The following is an 18,271-nucleotide window of genomic DNA, read 5'->3' on the forward strand; positions in this document are numbered from 1 at the left end:
CCTTGTACCCACCCACGGGAAGGCGTAACAACATGGTTGTAATTACACGCGTGTGCCGTACGTGGCGTCAAGCGGCATGCCGGTATCCGGGGGAAGACCAGCTCTCGCCCCGGTCGTGCCTGGCATCAGATGTTCGCGCCCGGTTTGCGCCGGGCGTGTTCAACGCTGTCAGCGGTCGGAACCGTATCAGGGCGGGATGAGCCCCGCCCTCCGGGCCACCTCTTCTCTAGCCGTCGTTTGCCGGTTCCTTACCTGCGTGGCTCATTCGGGGTGTATATGGCGGTCGGGTCGATCGGGTCGTCACCCTGGCGCGGCTGGTCCCCCAGCGCGTCACCGCGGATCGCCTGCTGGTCCAGGCGGATCGTCGAATCCGCCGGCTGCTGGCCCCAGCCGGGCTGCTGATACTGGCCCTGCTGCGGCTCGTAGGCGGCCTGCGGCTGCTGCGGGTGACCGAACACGTCGTCGTGCCGCTGCGGCTGGCCGTACTCCGGGACGCGCAGGTCAGGCGCGGTGCCCACGCCCGACTGGTAGGAGTCGGCCTGCTGGTAGGCGTCCAGGAGCTGCTGCGAGCGCGGGTCCACCGGCGGGTCCGGCTCGTGCTGCGGCGCCCCGAACTCGTGGCCCGAATAGCCGGTGAACGGCTGGCCGCCCTGGCCGTGCTGCTGGCCCGGGTTCTGCTGGCCCTGCTGGTCGAACGCCGACTGGCGGTCGTAGTAGGGCTGCTGCTGGTCCGGGTACGGCACGCTGGGCGCGGTCTCGCCCGACGGGTACGACGGGGCGTACGGGTTGGGCTGGTTGTGCACGTTCGGCTGGCTGTCGGCCGGGACGTACGGGGCCGGCTGATACTCCGACGGGGGCTGGTAGCCCGAGTCCGGCATCGTCTCCGACGGCGTGTAGGCCGCGTGCGCGGGCTGCTGCGGGGCGTACGGGTTCTGCGCCGGGGGGAACGCCTCGGTGGGGGGCGGGGCGTACTGCTCCTGGGCGGGCTGGGCGTACGGGTCCGCGGCCGGGGTGGCGTACTGCTGGTCCTGGGCGGGCGGGCTGTACGGGTCCTGGTTGTACTGCGGGGCCTCCTGCGCCTGCGCGGCGTAGGGGTCCTGGCTGTAGTGCTGGTCCTGGCCGTACTGCGGGGTCTCCTGGGCGTACGGGGGCGCGTCCTGGGCGTACTGGGGGCTGTACGGGTCCTGGGCGGGCGGGCCGTAGCCGCCGGAGTCCTGCTGCTGGTCGGACGGGGCCGCGGGCAGGGCCGCCCGGGGCTGGGGATACTGCTGGGCGGCCTGCTGGGGCTGGGGCTGCTGGACCGGCGGCTGGTAGGCGTCCTGCTGCGGCTGCTCCTGCGCGCCGGACGGCGGCTGCGGGCTGTAGGACTGCTGCTGGTACGGGGGCTGCTCCGGCTGGCCGCCGTAGCTCGGCGGCTGCTGACCGTAACCCTGCTGCGGGGCGGCCTGGGGCGCGGGCTGCTGGTTGGACTGCTGGTTGGACTGCGGGGTGGGCTGCTGGCCGGGCTGCGGCATCCCCTGCTGGGGCTGCGCGTAGTCCGCCTGGGCCTGCTGGGGGGCGGGCTGCTGGCCGTAGTCCGGCTGGCCGTACTCCTGGCCGCCCTGCGACGGAGGCTGCTGGGCGTAACCCTGCTGCGGGAAGCCCTGCTGACCGTAACCGGGCTGCTGGAACTGGCCCTGCGGGAACTGGCCCTGCTGGCCGTACCCCTGCTGGGGGAAGCCCTGACCGTACGGGGCCGCCGGGCGGCGCTCCGGCATGACCTGCGGCAGCAGGTACACCAGCGCGAGGGCCGTCAGCGCCAGCATCGGCACGCCCGTCAGCAGGAACTCCACGGTCGAACGCGCGGTGTTGCCCGCGAACAGGCCGAGCAGCAGCGACAGCGCGCCGAACACGGCCGCCGCGGCCAGCGCCCCGGCCGCGATGTACGCGACGGGCTTGGCCTTGGCCGACGGCGGGCCGACCTTGGTCAGCAGCAGCACCGCGCCGAGCAGCAGCGCGGTGATCACCGGGCTGGTCAGGCCGGAGAAGTGCATGTAGGCGCGCTCGGTGAAGTCCGCGCTGGACGAGCCGATCAGAATCCGGCCGATGGTCAGCAGGATGTCCAGGCCACCGGCGGCCAGCATGATCCAGGCGGCCGGCTCCTTCAGCCTGGCGACGTCAAAGTTGCTCACAAGTACCCCCATCGGACCCTTTAGCCCGAAGGGAGTTTGCCACATCACCGACTTGTCCGGCGGGAGTCCCAGGAAGCTCGCAGATCTCAATAGTCGCTCTTTTCCCCGCATATCAGGGTTTTGCGGGCCGTCAAGAAAAGGGGAAAAACGGTCCCGGGACGGGGGGTGGAAGACTGTTCCGCATGCACATCGTGACCCTCGCCGGCGGCATCGGCGGCGCCCGCTTCCTGCGTGGACTCCGCACGACCGCGCCCGCCGACCAGATCACCGTCATCGGCAACACCGGCGACGACATCACCCTTTTCGGCCTGCGCGTCTGCCCCGACCTCGACACCGTCATGTACACCCTCGGCGGCGGCATCGACGAGCAACAAGGCTGGGGGCGCGCCGACGAGACCCACGTCGTCAAGGACGAACTGGCCGCCTACGGGGTCGAACCCCAATGGTTCGGGCTGGGCGACCGCGACTTCGCCACCCACATCGTGCGCTCCCAGATGCTCGAAGCCGGCTACCCGCTCTCCCAGATCACCGAGGCGCTGTGCGCCCGCTGGCAGCCCGGCGTACGGCTGCTGCCCATGACCGACGACCGGTGCGAGACCCACGTGGTCATCGACGACGAGCGCGGCCGGCGCGCCGTCCACTTCCAGGAATGGTGGGTGCGCCTGCGCGCCTCCGTCCCCGCCGAGTCGATCGCCCTCGTCGGCGTCGAGTCGGCCAAGCCCGCCCCCGGCGTCCTCGAGGCGATCGCCGACGCCGACGTGGTCATCCTGCCGCCGTCCAACCCCGTCGTCAGCATCGGCACCATCCTCCAGGTGCCGGGCATCCGCGACGCCCTGCTCCCCAAGACCGTCGTGGGCGTCTCCCCCATCATCGGCGGCGCCCCCGTGCGCGGCATGGCCGACGCCTGCCTGACCGCCATCGGCGTCGAGACCAGCGCCCAGGCGGTCCTCTCCCTGTACGGGTCCGACCTGCTCGACGGCTGGCTGGTCGCGCCGGAGGACGCCGGCGTCGCCCTCGACGGCGTACGCGTCGAGGCCCGGCCCCTGCTCATGTCCGACCCCGCGGCCACGGCCGCCCTCGCCCGCGCCGCCCTCGACCTCGCCCAGGAGCTCACCTCATGACCCACCCCACGCAGCCCCAGGCAACCCCCGCACCGGCAGGCGCCCACCCGTCCGGTACGCCCTCCCCGGCCGCACGGGGTGCGCTTTCCCCGGGAGAGGAAGCGCAGGGCACCTCCCCCGCACCCGCCGCAGAGAATGCGCCTTCCTTTTGGGAGGGGGCCGCGGGTGAGCGGGTCGAGGTGGTGCCGGTGGTGGGGATCGGAGAGGTGCGGCCGGGGGACGACCTCGCGGCGCTCGTCCCCGGGGTGCGCGACGGGGACATCGTCGTCGTCACGTCCAAGATCGTGAGCAAGGCCGAGGGGCGGGTCAGGGAGGCGCCGGACCGAGCGAAGGCGATCGAGGACGAGACGGACCGGGTCGTCGCGAGGCGCGGCGACACGGTGATCGCCCAGACGCGCCACGGTTTCGTGATGGCCGCCGCCGGGGTGGACGCGTCCAACACCGACCCGGGGACGGTGCTGCTGTTGCCGGAGGATCCGGACGCGTCGGCGCGGCGGATCCGGGCGGGGCTGGGCGGCCGGGTCGGGGTGATCGTGTCCGACACGTTCGGCAGGCCGTGGCGGCAGGGGCTGACGGACGTGGCGATCGGGTCGGCGGGCGTGGTGACGACGGCCGACTTCCGGGGTTCGCGGGACGCGTACGGCAATCCGCTGAGTGCGACGGTGACGGCGCTGGTGGACGAGATCGCGGCCGCCGCGGAGCTGGTCAAGGGCAAGCTGGACGGCGTTCCGGTGGCGATCGTGCGGGGGCTGGGGCATCTGGTGACGGAGGAGGACGGGCCGGGGGTGCGTCCGCTGGTGCGTCCGGCGGACGAGGACCTGTTCCGGTACGGGTCGCGGGACGTGGTGTTCGCGCGCCGGACGATCCGGGAGTTCGGCGACCGGCCGGTGGATCCGGATGCGGTGCGGCGGGCGGTGGCTGCGGGGATCGCGGCGCCGGCGCCGCATCACACGACGCCGTGGCGGTTCGTGCTGGTGGAGTCGGCGCAGACGCGGCTGCGGCTGGTGGACGCGATGCGGGAGGCGTGGATCGAGGATCTGCGCGGCGACGGTTTCTCCGAGCAGTCGATCGCCAAGCGGGTCAGGCGGGGTGACGTGTTGCGCAACGCGCCTTATCTGGTGGTGCCGTGCCTGGTGATGGAGGGCTCGCACACCTACCGCGACGAGCGGCGCAACGCTGCGGAGCGGGAGATGTTCGTGGTGGCGATGGGCGCGGGCGTGGAGAACTTCCTGGTCCAGCTCGCGGTGGAGGGGCTGGGGTCGGCGTGGGTGTCGTCGACGATGTTCTGCCGTCCGGTGGTGCGGGAGGTGCTGGACCTGCCGGAGGAGTGGGACCCGATGGGCTGTGTGGCGGTGGGCCATGCCGCCGCGCCGCCGCGGGACCGGGCGCCGCGTGACGCGCTGGACTTCATCGTGTCCCGCTGACTGATATTTCGAGCCACAGTCACGTAACGGTTTACCGTTAGGAAACTTTCCTTTACATTTGGGCCATCCCCCCAAGTAGAGGAGCCACTAGATGAAGAGGTTGCTCACGTTACTCTCCGTCGTGGCGATTGCGGTCGCCACGGTGGTCTTCAACACCTCACCGGCCCTGGCCCACGGGTACGTCAACTCGCCGCCCAGCCGCCAGGCCCACTGCGCCCAGGGGCGCGTCGCCAACTGCGGCGACATCATCTACGAGCCGCAGAGCGTCGAAGGCCCCAAGGGCCAGCGCAACTGCCACGGCGGAGTCGGGCGGTTCGCCCAGCTCAGCGATGAGAGCAAGCCGTGGCCCGTCACCTCGGTGGGCACCAGCGTCAACTTCAACTGGCGGCTCACCGTCCAGCACGCCACCAGCACGTGGGAGTACTACGTCGGCGGCACCCGGGTGGCCGTCTTCAACGACGGCGGCAAGCGACCCCCGGCATCGGTGTCACACACTGTGAACCTGAGCCAGTTCCCCGGCCGGCAGAAGGTGCTGGCCATCTGGAACATCGCCGACACCGCCATGGCCTTCTACGCCTGCATCGACCTCCAGGTCGGCGGCGGCGGCCCCGGCACCCCGACGCCCACGCCCACCCCGACCCCGACCCCGACGCCGACCGACACGCCCACCAACCCCCCGGGCGGCACCTGGACCGCGGGCACCGCGTACACCGCGGGCTCGACGGTCACCTACGGCGGCGCCACCTACCGCTGCCTCCAGCCGCACACCGCGATCAACGGCTGGGAGCCGCCCAACGTCCCCGCCCTATGGGGCAGGGTCTGACCTGAAATGACCGAAGGGGGCGCCCGCCCACCTGGGCGCCCCCTTCTCCATGCCCGGGTTCGTCACGCCCCCGGCCGGCAGGTCGGGTGACACAGGCGCCGGGCCAGGGCGGCGAGGAACACGTCGATGATCTCGCCCGGCTCCTGGGCCACGTGCAGGGAGCCGTTGGTGGCCGAGGTGACGGCCGTCAGCCCGGCGCGGTCGACGTCCTTGCCGAAGGCGATGACGACGATCTGCACCGGCCGGTCCGCGTCCCACTCCTCGCGCAGCTCGGCCAGCAGCTCCGCCTGGGAGACCCCGCCGCCGTCGTCCCTGCCCGCGGTGATCACCAGCAGCGTGTTGTTCATGTCCTCCCGGTACGCCGCGCCCACCTTGCGGAAGCCGTCCAGGATCGCCTCGTACAGCGAGCTGCCGCGCTTGGGGTGGGCGGTGATCGTGCCGGTGAGCTCGTTCAGCCGGCTGCGCCTGACGACCTGGCCGCTCTCTGGCCGGTCGATCGGCCCCAGGCTCACCAGCTCCCGGTGGTCCTCGCTGCCGCCGAGCCGGTCGGCGAACTCCCACAGGCCCATGTGCGTCGAGTTCGGGAAGAGCGCCAGGCCGGTCCTGGCGGCGGCCAGCGCCACCTCGACGCGGGTGGTGTCGCCCAGGGGCTCGGCCATGTGCTTGGAGGTGTCGCTGAGCACCAGGATGTTCGTCGGCGGGGCCAGCCTGCTCCAGGCCAGCAGCGCCTCGTCGATGTCCTCCGGCGACACCGAGGGCCGCACCCGGGGCGTGGCGTCCGGGCCGGGCGCGAGCGGCCCCTGCGAGCCGTCGCCGGAGCGGAACCCGGCCCGGCGGACGATCTCCTGCGCCTGCGGCTCGCCCAGCCAGGCGGCGAAGGCGGCGGACGCCTCCGCGACGGCCGGGTCGGTCGCGGTCACTACGTACGGGTAGTCGAGCGTGATCGTGCCCTCGCGCGGGTGCAGGGCGACGACCGGATCGGCCGACGGGCCCCGGCCTGTGTGCTCGCGCACCGACTGCTCCGGCACGATGACGACCGGCCGCTTCCAGAACGTGCGGTCGTCGACGGCCTCCAGCATGCTGCGGTAGTCGGGCGCGGACCCGGCCTGGGCCCACCGCACGAACGCCGTCAGCGCCTTGTCGGCCTCCGGCCCGGCGCCGACGACGTCGCGGGCCGCCGCCACCGTGGCGATCCCGGCCCCGGCCAGCGACGGGTCCGGCACCCGTACGACGTCGGGCTCCTCCTCGGTCGGCGTCAGCCGGCCGCGCAGCGTCGGCGGGAACACCATCCGCCAGTTCATCTCCGTGTTGCCCACCGCGAAGCGCTCGGCCAGCGATGACCGGGTGGCGAACACCAGCGGCGAGGTCGCCACCACCCGCTCGCCCGCCGGCAGCGACCGCGCGCCCTGCTTGCGGGCCAGCCGGATCCACGCCGACGAGTCGGTGATCCAGCCGTCGGGCCGCTCGCGCAGCACGCCCGCCCGGTCGCCGATCAGCGTGCGCAGCACGGTGGCGGGCGGCTGCTCGGTCACCTGGACGAGCACGCAGCGCCCGCCCACGCTCGCCCGCGTGCCGTTGAACCGCCCCGCCGCCTCCATCACGGCGGGCGCCACGTCCACCGCCGCCGCCACGTCGACCAGAACAGGCTCTCGCGCGGTGCACAGCGCGCCCGTGCCGCCGGACACCAGGACGATCCCGCCGGCCAGCACGGCCACGGCCGCCAGGCCGGCCAGCATGCCGCGTTGGAGCGCCTTCCTCCGTCTCTGCCTGGGAGACAGCGCGGCGCGGTGTCGCCCTAACCGCACGGTGCACCTCACTTGAAGGGGGGTGTCGATTGTCCCAGCGCCTCCCACGACCGGCGCAAGAGGCGATAGAACTTGTTATATCTAGGCCAGCGGCAGGACCCGCCTGACGCTCTGGCACACGCCGTCGCTGGCGGCCGAGGCGGCCAGCCGCTCCGCGCTCGGCACGCCGTACTCGGTGGTGCGCTGCCGGACCGGCCTGCCGGTGACCTCCGCCATCGCGCGCAGCTCGCTGATGGTCTTGTACGAGCCGTTCTCCGAGCCGGCCATCCGGCTGATCGTCTCCTCCATGAGGGTGCCGCCGAGGTCGTTCACGCCGCCCTGGAGCACCTGGCGGCACAGGTCGTCCTGGAGCTTGACCCACGAGCACTGGATGTTGGCGATGGCGCCGTGCAGCAGGATCCTGGCCAGGGCGTGCACGGCCCGGTTCTCGCGGGCGGTCGGGCCGGGCCTGGCGACGCCGGCCAGGTAGATCGGCGCGCTGGTGTGCACGAACGGCAGCAGCACGAACTCGGAGAACCCGCCGGTCTCCTCCTGCAGCCGCCTGATCAGCTTGATGTGCCTGACCCAGTGCAGGTGGTCGTCCACGTGCCCGTACATCATGGTCGAGGTCGTCGGGATGCCGACGCGGTGCGCGGTGGTGATGACCTCGATCCACTCCTTGGCGGGCAGCTTGCCCTTGGTCAGCACCCAGCGCACGTCGTCGTCGAGGATCTCGGCGGCCGTCCCGGGCAGGGAGTCGACCCCGGCCTCCTTGGCGGCGTGCAGCCAGTCCTCGATGGAGAGGTTCGTCCGGCTTGCGCCGTTGATGACCTCCATCGGGGAGAAAGCGTGCACGTGCATGCCCGGCGTGCGCTCCTTGACCGCCCTGGCCAGGTCGAAGTACGCGGTGCCGGGCAGGTCGGGGTGGATGCCGCCCTGCATGCACACCTCGGTGGCCCCGGCCAGCCAGCCTTCCTCGGCCCGGTCGGCGACCTGCTCCAGGCTCAGCGTGTAGGCGTCGGCGTCGGTGCGGCGCTGGGCGAACGCGCAGAACCGGCAGCCGGTGTAACACACGTTCGTGAAGTTGATGTTGCGGTTGACCACGTACGTCACGTCGTCGCCCACGGCCTGGCGGCGCAGCTCGTCGGCGATCCCGGCCAGCTCCTCCAGCGCGTCGCCGTCGGCCGACAGCAGCGCCACCGCCTGCTCGTCGGTCAGCCCCGCCGGGTCGCGCTCGGCGGCCCGCAGCGCCTCCCTGACGTCGCCCGGCACGGCGCCGCGCCCGGAGGCGGCCGGCAGCCGCTCACGCAGCGCCTCCCAGTCGCCGTAGACGTGGTCGAAGTCGTCGCGCCGGTCGCCGGTCCGGCCCGTGGTGTCCACCTCGACGTGCAGGTCCACCCGGCCCGTGGGGGCGAACCCGCCGTCGGGCTCCTGCCACGGCAGCCCTTGCAGCACCGCGTCCTGCCTGGCCAGGCCGGTCTCCGGGTCGGCCAGCGCGGCCACGTGCGCCATGACGCGGGGGTCCAGCCACGGCTCCCCGGCCCTGACGTACTCCGGGTAGACCGTCAGCCGCTCGCGCAGCCGGAACCCCGCCTCGGCGGTCCTTGCGGCCAGCTCGTCGATCTGCGGCCAGGGGCGCTCGGGGTTGACGTGGTCGGGGGTGAGCGGCGACACGCCGCCCCAGTCGTCGATGCCCGCGCGGATCATCAGCGCGTACTCGGCGTCGACCAGGTTCGGGGGCGCCTGCACCCGCGCCCGCGGGCCCAGCACGAGCCGGGCGACCGCGATGGTCGCGGCCAGCTCCTCCAGGTCGGCGTCCGGCAGCCCGCGCATCGCCGTGTCCGGCTTGGCGCGGAAGTTCTGCACGATGACCTCCTGGACGCCGCCGTACTCGCGCGCCACCTTCCGGATCGCGAACAGCGACTCGGCCCGGTCCTCGACGGTCTCGCCGATGCCGATCAGGATGCCGGTGGTGAACGGCACGTTGCTGCGCCCGGCGTCCTCCAGCACCCGCAGCCGCACCGCCGGGTCCTTGTCGGGCGAGCCGTAGTGCGGCTGCCCCTTCTCCTCGAACAGCCGCCGCGAGGTCGTCTCCAGCATCATGCCCATCGACGGCGCCACCGGCTTGAGCCGCTGCAGGTCACGCCAGCTCAGCACACCCGGGTTCAGGTGCGGCAGCAGCCCGGTCTCCTCCAGCACCCGCACCGCCATCGCGCGCACGTACGACAGCGTGTCGTCGTAGCCGTGCGCGTCGAGCCACTCGCGCGCCTGGTGCCACCGGTCCTCCGGCCGGTCGCCGAGCGTGAACAACGCCTCCTTGCAGCCCATCGCCGCGCCCTGCCGGGCGATCTCCAGCACCTCGTCCGGGCTGAGGAACGGCGCCTCCAGCTTGTGCGGCGCGGTGGCGAACGTGCAGTAGCCGCACCGGTCCCGGCACAGTCTGGTCAGCGGGATGAACACCTTCCTGCTGTACGTGATCACCCCCGGGCGGCCGGCGGCGGCGAGCCCCGCGTCCCGTACGCGGGCGGCGTGGTCGAGCAGGGTGTCCAGGTGGTCGCCGCGTGCCTGCAGCAGCACGGTGGCCTCGGCGGCGTCGAGCGACTTGCCGTCACGGGCACGGGCGAGCGCGCGGCGGAACGCGGAATCACTGACAAGACTCATAGCGGCACACTACGACGCGCTGAGTTCTCGTACCGCACCCAGGGCTTCTAGAAGGACCGATAGTCGCGCGCGGCCATCCTCGGGCCGCGGGCCGGCGGGCGGCGGCCGGTGAGCGTGATGAGCATCGCCGCCCGGTGCCGGTGGCCCCGGTAGGGCTCCAGCAGCCGCAGCATGCCCGGGTCGTCCGTCTTCTCCCCGGTCAGCGCGTAGCCCACGATCTTGGCCAGGTGGAAGTCGCCCACGCTGACGGCGTCCGGGTCGCCGAACACCCGCTGGCGCACCTCGGCGGAGGTCCACACGCCGATGCCCGGCAGCGCGCGCAGCAGCCGGTCGAGCTCCTCGCTGGTCGCGGCGGCCTCCAGCTTGGCGGAGTGCCAGGCGGCGGTGGCGATCGTGCGGGCGCGCACCGCCTCGGCCCCGGCCCGGTGCCAGTGCCAGGACGGGATCTCGCGCCACACCTGCGGCTCGGGCGCCACCCGCATCCCGTCGGGCGCGGGGCCCGGGGCGGGCTCGCCGAAGTGGCGCAGCAGGTAGCGCCAGGCGCGCCACGCCTCCTGGCCGACGACCTTCTGCTCCAGCACCGCCGGGACCAGCGCCTCCATGACGCGGCCCGTACGGCCGATGCGCACGCCCGCGTGCGCGCGCATGGCCTCGACCAGGACCGGATGCCGCGCGGTGAAACCCGACAGGTCGTCGTCGGCGCCCACGAGCGCGGGCAGCGACTCCAGCGCCCACTCCGCGCCCGGCCCCCACGCCCGCCCGTGCACCTGGCCGCCGGCCACCGTCACCCGCAGCGTGACCGGCCCGTCAGGGGTGCGGGAGGTGCGCCACACGGCCCCGTCGGGGGTCCGGCACCAGGCCGGGTCGCCCCCGCCGCGCTTGTGCGCCGCCAACGCCAGGCCCACGTCGAGCGGCCCGGCGGGCGCCCAGCTACGCTCCCTCACCCATCCAGTCTGCGGCACGGAACGAGCAGGTCAGACGTCACTCGAATAGCGGACCGCGCGCTCCGGCAGCTCGATGCCCGGCCAGATGCGCACCCCGGCCTGCAGCTCGTTGCCCGGCCCCACCACGGCCCCGTCGCCGATGACGGCGTCACGCACCACCGTGCCGGCGCACACGCGGGCGCCCTGCCCCAGCACCGAGTCGGTCACGATCGCGCCCGCCTCGACCACGCAGTCGTCGGCCAGCACCGACCCGACGACCGTCGCGCCCGCCTCGACCACCGTGCGGGCGCCGACCGCGGTGCCGCCCTGCACCTTCGCCTCCGGCGACACCAGCGCGCCGTCGAGCGCCAGCCACTCGCCCGCCGGCCCCGGCAGCGCCGGCGACGCCAGCCTGCCGAGCACCAGGTCACGCGACCCCTGCACGTACGCGCTCGGCGTGCCCACGTCGAGCCAGTACGTGCGGTCGGCGTAGCCCAGCACGAGCCGCCCCGACTCGATGAGCCCCGGGAACGTCTCGCGCTCGACCGACACCACCTCGTCACGCGGGATCTGGTCGATCACCGACCGGGTGAACACGTAACAGCCCGCGTTGATCCGGTTGGTGACCGGGTTGGGAGTCTTCTCCAGGAACGCGGTCACCCGCCCGTCGCCGTCCGTGGGCACGCAGCCGAACCTCGTAGGATCCTCCACCTCGGTCAGGTGGAGCGTCACGGCCGCCTCCCGCTCCAGATGCGCGCGCACCTGGTCACCGATGTCATGGCCGGACAGGATGTCGCCGTTGAGGATGAGCACCGGCGCGTCGGGCGGCGACGACAGCGCCTCGGCGGCGTTGCGGATCGCGCCGCCCGTGCCCAGCGGCGTCTCCTCCGTCATGTACTCCAGCGAGAGCCCCAGGGCCGACCCGTCGCCGAACACCGGCTCGAACATCGACGCCTTGTACGAGGTCGCGAAGACGATCCGGCGCACCCCGAACGAGCGCGCCCGCGCCAGCTGGTGGGCCAGGAACGGCACTCCGGCGGTCGGCAGCAGCGGCTTCGGCGTGCCCAGCGTGAGCGGACGCAGGCGCGTGCCCTGTCCCCCGACCAGGAGGATCGCCTCTAGATCCGGCAAAGAGCTCTCCATAACTGTGCGAGGGTACCCAACTATTCGACTGCGCGTTGATAAGAGCTGAGGTGCGCCTCCGCGGAGGCCTCCCAGGTGAACTCCCTGGCCCTGGCCAGACCCGCCTCCCGAAGCTGCGCTCGCCGCTCCGGCGCGGCCAGGAGCTGGGCCAGCGCGGAGGCGATGCTGTCGGCGTCCGGCTCAGTGTAGGCGACCGCGTCGCCGCCGACCTCGGGCAGCGAGGTGCGCTGGGTGGTCAGCACCGGCGCGCCGCAGGCCATCGCCTCCAGCACCGGCAGCCCGAACCCCTCACTGCTGGACGGGAACGCCACCACGAGCGCCCCGCCGAGGAATCCCGGCAGGTCAGGCGCCCGCAGGAAGCCCGGCCGCACCACCTTGACCGTGGCCTCCACCTCCCGGCAGGCGGCGTCGACGTCGTCCTCGTGCACGCCGCCGCCCAGCACCAGCGCCGGCGGATCCGCCAGGCCCGCCACCGCCGCGGCGAAGCCCCGCACCAGGTTCGGCACGTTCTTGCGCGGGTCGAGCGCCCCCAGGAACGCCACGTACGACTGGCCGTGCAGGCCGAACCGGCTGGCCGCCCGCCGCACCTCCGCCTCCGTCGGCGGATGGAACAGCTCCTGGTCGACCCCGTGGTAGGCGACGTCGATGCGGGTCGGGTCGGCGGCCAGCACCCGCACCAGCTCGTCCCGCGTCGCCTTCGACGGCACGATCACCCGGTTGGCGTGCCGCACGGCGGTGCGCGTCGCCGACCGGAAGAACGACGCCTTCACCGCGCTGTGCTGGTCGGGCTCGGTGAACCAGGAGACGTCGTGCACCGTGACGACCGTCCGCAGGCCCGACCGGAGCGGTATCGAGTAATAAGGAGCGTGGATCACCTCGGCCCCCGCCTGGCGGGCCAGCAGCGGCAGGCCCGTCTGCTCCCACGCGAGCCGCGCGGCCCTGTTGGTGATGGAGACCGGGCCCGGGATGATCCGGGCAGAAGGCGCGAGCCGGGTGTAGCGTTCGGCGTCGGCCCGCTGACAGACCACCGCAAGATCGGCTCCCGCCCGGTCGAGAGCCGACACCAGACCGTCCACGTACCTGATCAGCGCGCCGCGGTCGGCCGGGACCGCCGCCGCGTCGACGAGCACTCGAGGCATTACGTAGATCTTCTCCCCTCAAGATCAACGTCGGGACTCCACGTCCCCCTCTTCGTTCAGCTTATGACCAGCGTCCCCTAAATCGTGGCCCAAATCACACTGAGTCCCGCCGTGCAGCGATTCCCGCCAGCCCGGCACAGATCAGATCGCCCAGAACGATCACCACCCGCGAGCACAGCGCCACCGCGATCGCCCGCCCGCTGTCCATCACCGGAGCCAGCGCCACCACCATCGCGGCCTCCCGCACCCCCGCCCCCGCCGGCACCACGAACGTCATGATGCCCAGGCACCACGACAACGCGAAAGCCCCGACGGCGAACACCAGGCCGACATCCGGAGTGATGAAATACAGGTGCACCCCGTAGCAGGTCCACCCCGCCACCGCCCAGCCCAGCGCCGTCAGCATCCCCCGCCGGGTCAACGGCCGCTCCAACGGCTCCCGCCGCAACCTCCGCAGCCCGAACCCGATCACCCCGTTGATCACCCGGGGCTCCAGCAGCACCAGCAGCACCGGCACCAGGAGCAGCAGCCACCCGAACCGGTCCCATCCGAGCGTCACCAGCGTCACCAGCAGGCCCGTCGCCAGCTGGATCGGCATCATCAGGAAGAACGCCGCCGCGCTGCGCGCCCTCGGCACCCCCAGGTCGCGGCCCATCTCCATCTGCGCCAGCATCGGCCACACCGCGCCGGGGATGTACTTGCCCAGCTGGCCCACGAAGAACACCTTCGCCGCCGGGCGCAGCGGCAGCCTCGACCCCAGGTCGGCCAGCAGCGTCCGCCACGTCAGCATCGCCCCCACGAGCGCGCCCACCACGGCCACCAGCGCCCCGCCCAGCATCGGCCAGCTCAGTGCGGCGAACCCTGCCGCCACGGCATCCCACTGCGACGCCACGGCCCACCCGCCGAACCCGAGCGCCACCCCCAGGAACCCCAGCCGCACCGCCCTCTTGAGCCCCCGTCCCTTCCGGCCCGGACGCCCTGACCCCTCATCAGAGGGCTCCCCCTCCCAACGGGACTGGCCCTCCGGGGAGGGCGCGCCCTCCCCTGTGGACGGGGCAGTCCCGGAGGGCTCCGCCTCCCCGCTGGGTCCCACGTCGGCGCGGGGTCGCGCTTCCCCGAGAGGGCGAGCGCCCGCAGGTGGCGTCGTGTCCCCGTGGGGTTTCGCATCCGTGAGGGGCCGTGCTTCACCCGATGGGGCGCCCTCTCCCCAAGGGGCGTCCGTGGTCGGGGGGACGGGCCGGGGAGCGGGGGTGGGGTCGTCGGGGCGGGTCACAGTGGGGGGATCCGCTCCGGGGGCTGTGGGAGGGGGGCGCCGGCCGGGAGGCGGGGGCGCTTGGTGGCGACCCAGAGGTAGGTGGGCACGAGCGGCAGCAGCAGCCGCAGCGCCGCCCGGGGCGTACGGGCCAGCACGGTCTGGGCGAGCCGCCCCAGGGCGCCGGGGAACAGCTCACCTCCGGCGAAGCGGCCAGGCGTGGCCAGCACCGGGAACGTGTAGTCCCACACGTGGAAGGCGCGCAGCATGCGGCGCAGCCCGCGCCGGGTGCGGAAGCGCTCGTAGTAGTGGTCGGCCTTCCCGAAGGCGCGCACGTAGCGGTCGGCGAGCGCGGGCGGCAGGTAGGACAGGAACGGCAGCTTGTAGTGCGGCTCCATGATGCCGAGCCGGTTGCCCAGCCCCAGGTAGAGGACGCCGTCGTCGGAGAGCACCCGGTGCATCTCGGCGACCACGGCGTCGGGGTCGACCACGTGTTCGTAGATGTGGTTGAACACGAGCACGTCGAGTGACCCGTCGGGGAACGGCAGCGCGGTGCCGTCGCCGCACACGAAGGCGACCCGTTCGCCGAACCGGTCGGCGGCCTTGCGCAGCCCCGGCACGTCGATGTCGATGCCGAGCGTGTGCCCGGCCCCGGCTGCGGCGAGTTCGTCGGCGATGAACCCGGCCGAGCAGCCCACGTCGCCCACGGTCAGCCCGCCGAGCGGTCCGTGGAAGTGCTCAAGCACCGCGATGATCTTCGCGGCCTTGCGCCTGCGCTTCGCCTCGTCGAGCATCGCGGACTGGAACTCGGAGTATTCCAGCTGCGCGACCCGTTGCTTTCCCACGCCGCCCAACAGTACCCGCGCTCGCCGCCCCCGGCCGTCGAACGGGGCTTCGGTACGGCGGCCCGCCGGGGAATCGCCGGCCGGGGCGCTTCGAGGACGTGCTGGTCACGGCGTTCGTGGGCCTATCTCGGGCACCGTTGCTGAAGTAGCCTTGGGCGGGTGATCCGCCGACTGCTGCGCGTTGTGCTGGCCCTGGTCGCACTCGGCTTTCTCGGCTACGGCCTGGCGAGCAACTGGGACGCGACCCGTGACGCCGTGGCGGGGATCTCGCCGTGGGCGGTGGCGGGGGCGTTCGGCGCGGTGCTGGCCGGGCAGTTCTGCATGCTGCTGGCCTGGCGGCAGGTGCTGGCCGGGCTGGGGTCGCCGCTGCCGGTGCGGGTGGCGGGGCGGATCATGTTCGTCGGGCAGCTCGGCAAGTACATCCCGGGCGCGGTGTGGGCGTACGCGGCGATGATGGAGCTCGGCCGTGACCACGGGAGCCCGCCGCGCCGGACGTTCGCGTGCATCTCGCTGGCGCTGGTGATCAATCTGGGGGTGGGCCTGGCGATCGCGGCGGCCACGCTGGCGTCGCAGGAGGCGGTGCGCCAGGCGTGGTATCTGCTGCTGCTCGTGCCGGTCATCATCGTGTGCCTGCACCCGAAGGTGCTGACGTGGGGGCTCAACCTGGCGTTGCGGGTGGCGCGCCGCGACACGCTCGACAGCGTGCTGCCCGGTCGCACGGTGCTGGTCGCGGTGGCGTGGACCACGCTGGGCTGGCTGGTGTACGGGCTTCACACCTGGCTGCTCGCGGGCCGGTGGGACCTCTACGTGGTCGCGACCGGCGCGTACGCGTTCGCCTGGGCGACCGGGCTGCTCACGTTCGTGGTGCCGGCCGGGGTCGGGGTGCGCGAGGGCGCGCTGGTGCTCGTGCTGCAGCCGATCATCGGCACCGGCGCGGCGCTCGCGGTGGCCGTGGTGTCGCGGCTGGCGTTCACGCTGGCCGACGCGACGGCGGCCGGGCTGGCGTTCCTGCTGGGCCGTCAGGCGTCGAGGAGCGTCGAGGTGTACGCCGACCAGAACGGCGCCGGGTCGACGGCCTTGACCCCCGACCGCAACCTCTCGGGCTCGCCGGAGGCGTAGAAGCGCTCGATCGCCGCCCGCAGCGCCCCGACGTCGCCCGGCTCGACCAGCAGCCCGTCGACGCCGTCGGTCACGTGGTCGGCCAGCGCGCCGACCCGGGTGGCGATCACGGGCACGCCGTGCTCGTGCCCGAGCCACACGTTCTGGCTGGCCGTCGCGTTGCGGTAGGGCAGCACGAGCGCGTCCGCCTCGGCGAACAGCTTCGGCACGTCGTCGGCGGCCACGTAACCGGGCCGCAGGTCGACCCGGTCGGCCAGGCCCAGCTCGTCGATCAGCGCCCGGGTCTCGTCGAGCCCGCCCCAGAACTCCCCGGCGACGGTCAGCCCGATCCCCTCGGGCAGCGCGCGCAGCAGCAGGTCGAGCCCCTTGTACGGGCGGACGATGCCGAAGAACAGCAGCCGCCGGTGCACCTCCTCGGAACGTCCGGCGTGGGTGGAGGGCAGGTGCGGCGGCAGCGCGGCCACGCGCACCGGGCCGCCGGTGAGCCCGCGGGCCAGCCCCGCCTGCTCCTCGGAGTGCGTCAGCACCCCGTCGACCCGCTTGAGCAGCGCCTTCATCAGCGGCTGGTCGTACGGCTTGCGCTCGTGCGGCAGCACGTTGTGGCAGAGCGCGACGGTCCGGGCCTTGCGGCGGATGCCGTACAGGATCCCGAGGTAGGCGGGGACCTGCACCGGGCTGAGCACGGCGAGGATCACCAGGTCGGCCGAGCGGAGCCGCCGCCCGGCGGCGACCCACCCGTCCGGCCGCCGCCAGTCGAGGTCACGCCGGGTGTTCGGGTACGGGACGCCCTCGGGGGCGGAGATCGTCTGCTGCCCCGGGTAGAGGAACGACGGGTACTGCGCCCGCCACGACTCGATGACCACGTCGTGGCCGAGCGCCGCGAGCCGGTGGGCCAGCTCGGTGGTGTGCTGCGCCCCGCCGCCCTTGTACGGGTAGGTGGGGCCGACGATCGCGATGCGCACGCTAGTCGCCCCGCGACCGCACGATCAGGTCGGCCAGCAGTGCCACCGAGCCGATGAGCAGGCCGGACAGGAAGATCATCACCGTGTTGGACGGCAGGTAGAAGGGGGTGTCGATCATGTCCCACACGCCCTTGGCGATGCCGATGCCGACCAGCCACAGCGCGGGCGGCATGAGCACCTTGAGCGGGTTGAAGTACATGATCATCCGCAGCACCTGGAGGATGTAGCGGTAGGCGTCGGACACGAAGCTGAACTTCGACTTGCCCGCCCGCTTGGCGTAGTCGATCGGCACGTAGTGGACGTCGTGCTGGTTCATCAGGAACGACAGCGTGATCGTCGTGACGCAGGAGAACCCGGGCGGCAGCAGCCGCAGGTAGGGCCTGGCCACCGACTTGCGGAAGGCGCGCAGCCCGGAGTTGAGGTCGGGGATCTTCTGCCCGGCGAGCATCTCGGCCACCTTGCGGATCACCCATTTGGCCGGGACGCGCAGCAGCTTGTGCGAGCCTTCCTCGCTGGTGCGCGCGCCGACCACCTGGTCGATCGTCTGGTCCTTCTCCAGGAGCTGCACCAGCTCGGGGATGCGCTCGTTGGGGTAGGTCATGTCGGCGTCGGTCCAGACGACGATCTCGCCCCTGGCCTCCTGCGTGCCGATCCGCCGCACGGTGCCGGAGCCGCCGTTGCGGTGGAAGGCGCGGATGCGCAGGTGCGGGTAGCCGGGCGCGGCCTCACGCAGCCTGGCCAGCGTCTCGTCGGTCGAGCAGTCGTCGACGGCGACGAGCTCATAGGTGTAGCCGCTGGAGTCCATGGCCTTGGTGATGCGCTCGACCTCGTCGATGACGTGGTCCTGCTCGTTGTAGCAGGGCAGGACGATCGTGACGTATGGCGCTTCTTCCACGGCGTTTCC

At 72.7% G+C, this 18,271-nt stretch carries 13 protein-coding genes and 1 pseudogene; 4 read left to right on the plus strand and 10 right to left on the minus strand.

Going from position 1 to position 18,271, the window contains the following annotated elements:
* Nucleotides 1-248: 248 nt before the first annotated feature.
* Nucleotides 249-2,171, minus strand: coding sequence for a hypothetical protein (locus ACBI99_RS11715; RefSeq protein ID WP_375072288.1), 1,923 nt, complete (start codon nt 2,169-2,171; stop codon nt 249-251).
* A gap of 182 nt (nt 2,172-2,353) precedes the next feature.
* Here ACBI99_RS11715 and cofD point away from each other — a divergent pair, with 182 nt between their 5' ends.
* From cofD to ACBI99_RS11730, 3 genes and pseudogenes are all read left to right on the plus strand, one after another.
* Nucleotides 2,354-3,292 (plus strand): 2-phospho-L-lactate transferase, encoded by a 939-nt coding sequence (cofD, locus tag ACBI99_RS11720; RefSeq protein WP_219499666.1) that lies wholly within the window; start codon nt 2,354-2,356, stop codon nt 3,290-3,292.
* A gap of 161 nt (nt 3,293-3,453) precedes the next feature.
* Nucleotides 3,454-4,716: pseudogene (locus ACBI99_RS11725) on the plus strand (coenzyme F420-0:L-glutamate ligase); the annotation flags it as partial.
* Between the two features lie 91 nt (nt 4,717-4,807).
* Entirely contained in the window at nt 4,808-5,539 is a 732-nt protein-coding gene (locus ACBI99_RS11730; protein WP_219499670.1) for a lytic polysaccharide monooxygenase, read from the plus strand.
* 62 nt (nt 5,540-5,601) lie between these two features.
* Here the strand turns inward: ACBI99_RS11730 and ACBI99_RS11735 are convergent, their stop codons facing one another.
* The 7 genes from ACBI99_RS11735 to ACBI99_RS11765 form a co-directional block, all read right to left on the minus strand.
* Nucleotides 5,602-7,275: a substrate-binding domain-containing protein gene (locus ACBI99_RS11735; RefSeq protein WP_219499672.1), complete on the minus strand. Its 1,674-nt coding sequence runs from the start codon at nt 7,273-7,275 to the stop codon at nt 5,602-5,604.
* Nucleotides 7,276-7,425: 150 nt separating this feature from the next.
* Nucleotides 7,426-9,984 (minus strand): bifunctional FO biosynthesis protein CofGH, encoded by a 2,559-nt coding sequence (locus ACBI99_RS11740; RefSeq protein WP_375072289.1) that lies wholly within the window; start codon nt 9,982-9,984, stop codon nt 7,426-7,428.
* A gap of 47 nt (nt 9,985-10,031) precedes the next feature.
* Nucleotides 10,032-10,928, minus strand: a complete 897-nt coding sequence (locus ACBI99_RS11745; protein ID WP_375072290.1) for a DNA-3-methyladenine glycosylase family protein — start codon at nt 10,926-10,928, stop codon at nt 10,032-10,034.
* A gap of 30 nt (nt 10,929-10,958) precedes the next feature.
* A complete protein-coding gene (locus ACBI99_RS11750; protein WP_375072291.1) occupies nt 10,959-12,050 on the minus strand; it encodes a sugar phosphate nucleotidyltransferase in 1,092 nt (363 codons plus the stop codon).
* Nucleotides 12,051-12,070: 20 nt separating this feature from the next.
* Nucleotides 12,071-13,189, minus strand: a complete 1,119-nt coding sequence (locus tag ACBI99_RS11755; protein ID WP_246643764.1) for a glycosyltransferase family 1 protein — start codon at nt 13,187-13,189, stop codon at nt 12,071-12,073.
* 94 nt (nt 13,190-13,283) lie between these two features.
* Entirely contained in the window at nt 13,284-14,129 is an 846-nt protein-coding gene (locus tag ACBI99_RS11760) for a lysylphosphatidylglycerol synthase domain-containing protein (RefSeq protein WP_219499680.1), read from the minus strand.
* Between the two features lie 329 nt (nt 14,130-14,458).
* Complete coding sequence (locus tag ACBI99_RS11765) at nt 14,459-15,286, minus strand: class I SAM-dependent methyltransferase (protein WP_219499682.1); 828 nt, start codon at nt 15,284-15,286, stop codon at nt 14,459-14,461.
* Between the two features lie 159 nt (nt 15,287-15,445).
* Here ACBI99_RS11765 and ACBI99_RS11770 point away from each other — a divergent pair, with 159 nt between their 5' ends.
* Nucleotides 15,446-16,405 carry a YbhN family protein gene (locus ACBI99_RS11770; protein ID WP_375072292.1) on the plus strand — a complete coding sequence of 320 codons (960 nt, stop codon included), beginning with the start codon at nt 15,446-15,448 and terminating at the stop codon, nt 16,403-16,405.
* Here the strand turns inward: ACBI99_RS11770 and ACBI99_RS11775 are convergent.
* Nucleotides 16,306-17,367, minus strand: coding sequence for a glycosyltransferase family 4 protein (locus ACBI99_RS11775; RefSeq protein WP_357584064.1), 1,062 nt, complete (start codon nt 17,365-17,367; stop codon nt 16,306-16,308). The genes ACBI99_RS11770 and ACBI99_RS11775 overlap by 100 nt on opposite strands.
* Nucleotide 17,368: 1 nt before the next feature.
* Nucleotides 17,369-18,262, minus strand: a complete 894-nt coding sequence (locus ACBI99_RS11780; protein ID WP_308125584.1) for a glycosyltransferase family 2 protein — start codon at nt 18,260-18,262, stop codon at nt 17,369-17,371.
* Between the last annotated feature and the right edge of the window lie 9 nt (nt 18,263-18,271).

It is taken from the genome of Nonomuraea sp. ATR24 (genome assembly GCF_041950485.1).
Lineage (GTDB): Bacteria > Actinomycetota > Actinomycetes > Streptosporangiales > Streptosporangiaceae > Nonomuraea > Nonomuraea ceibae.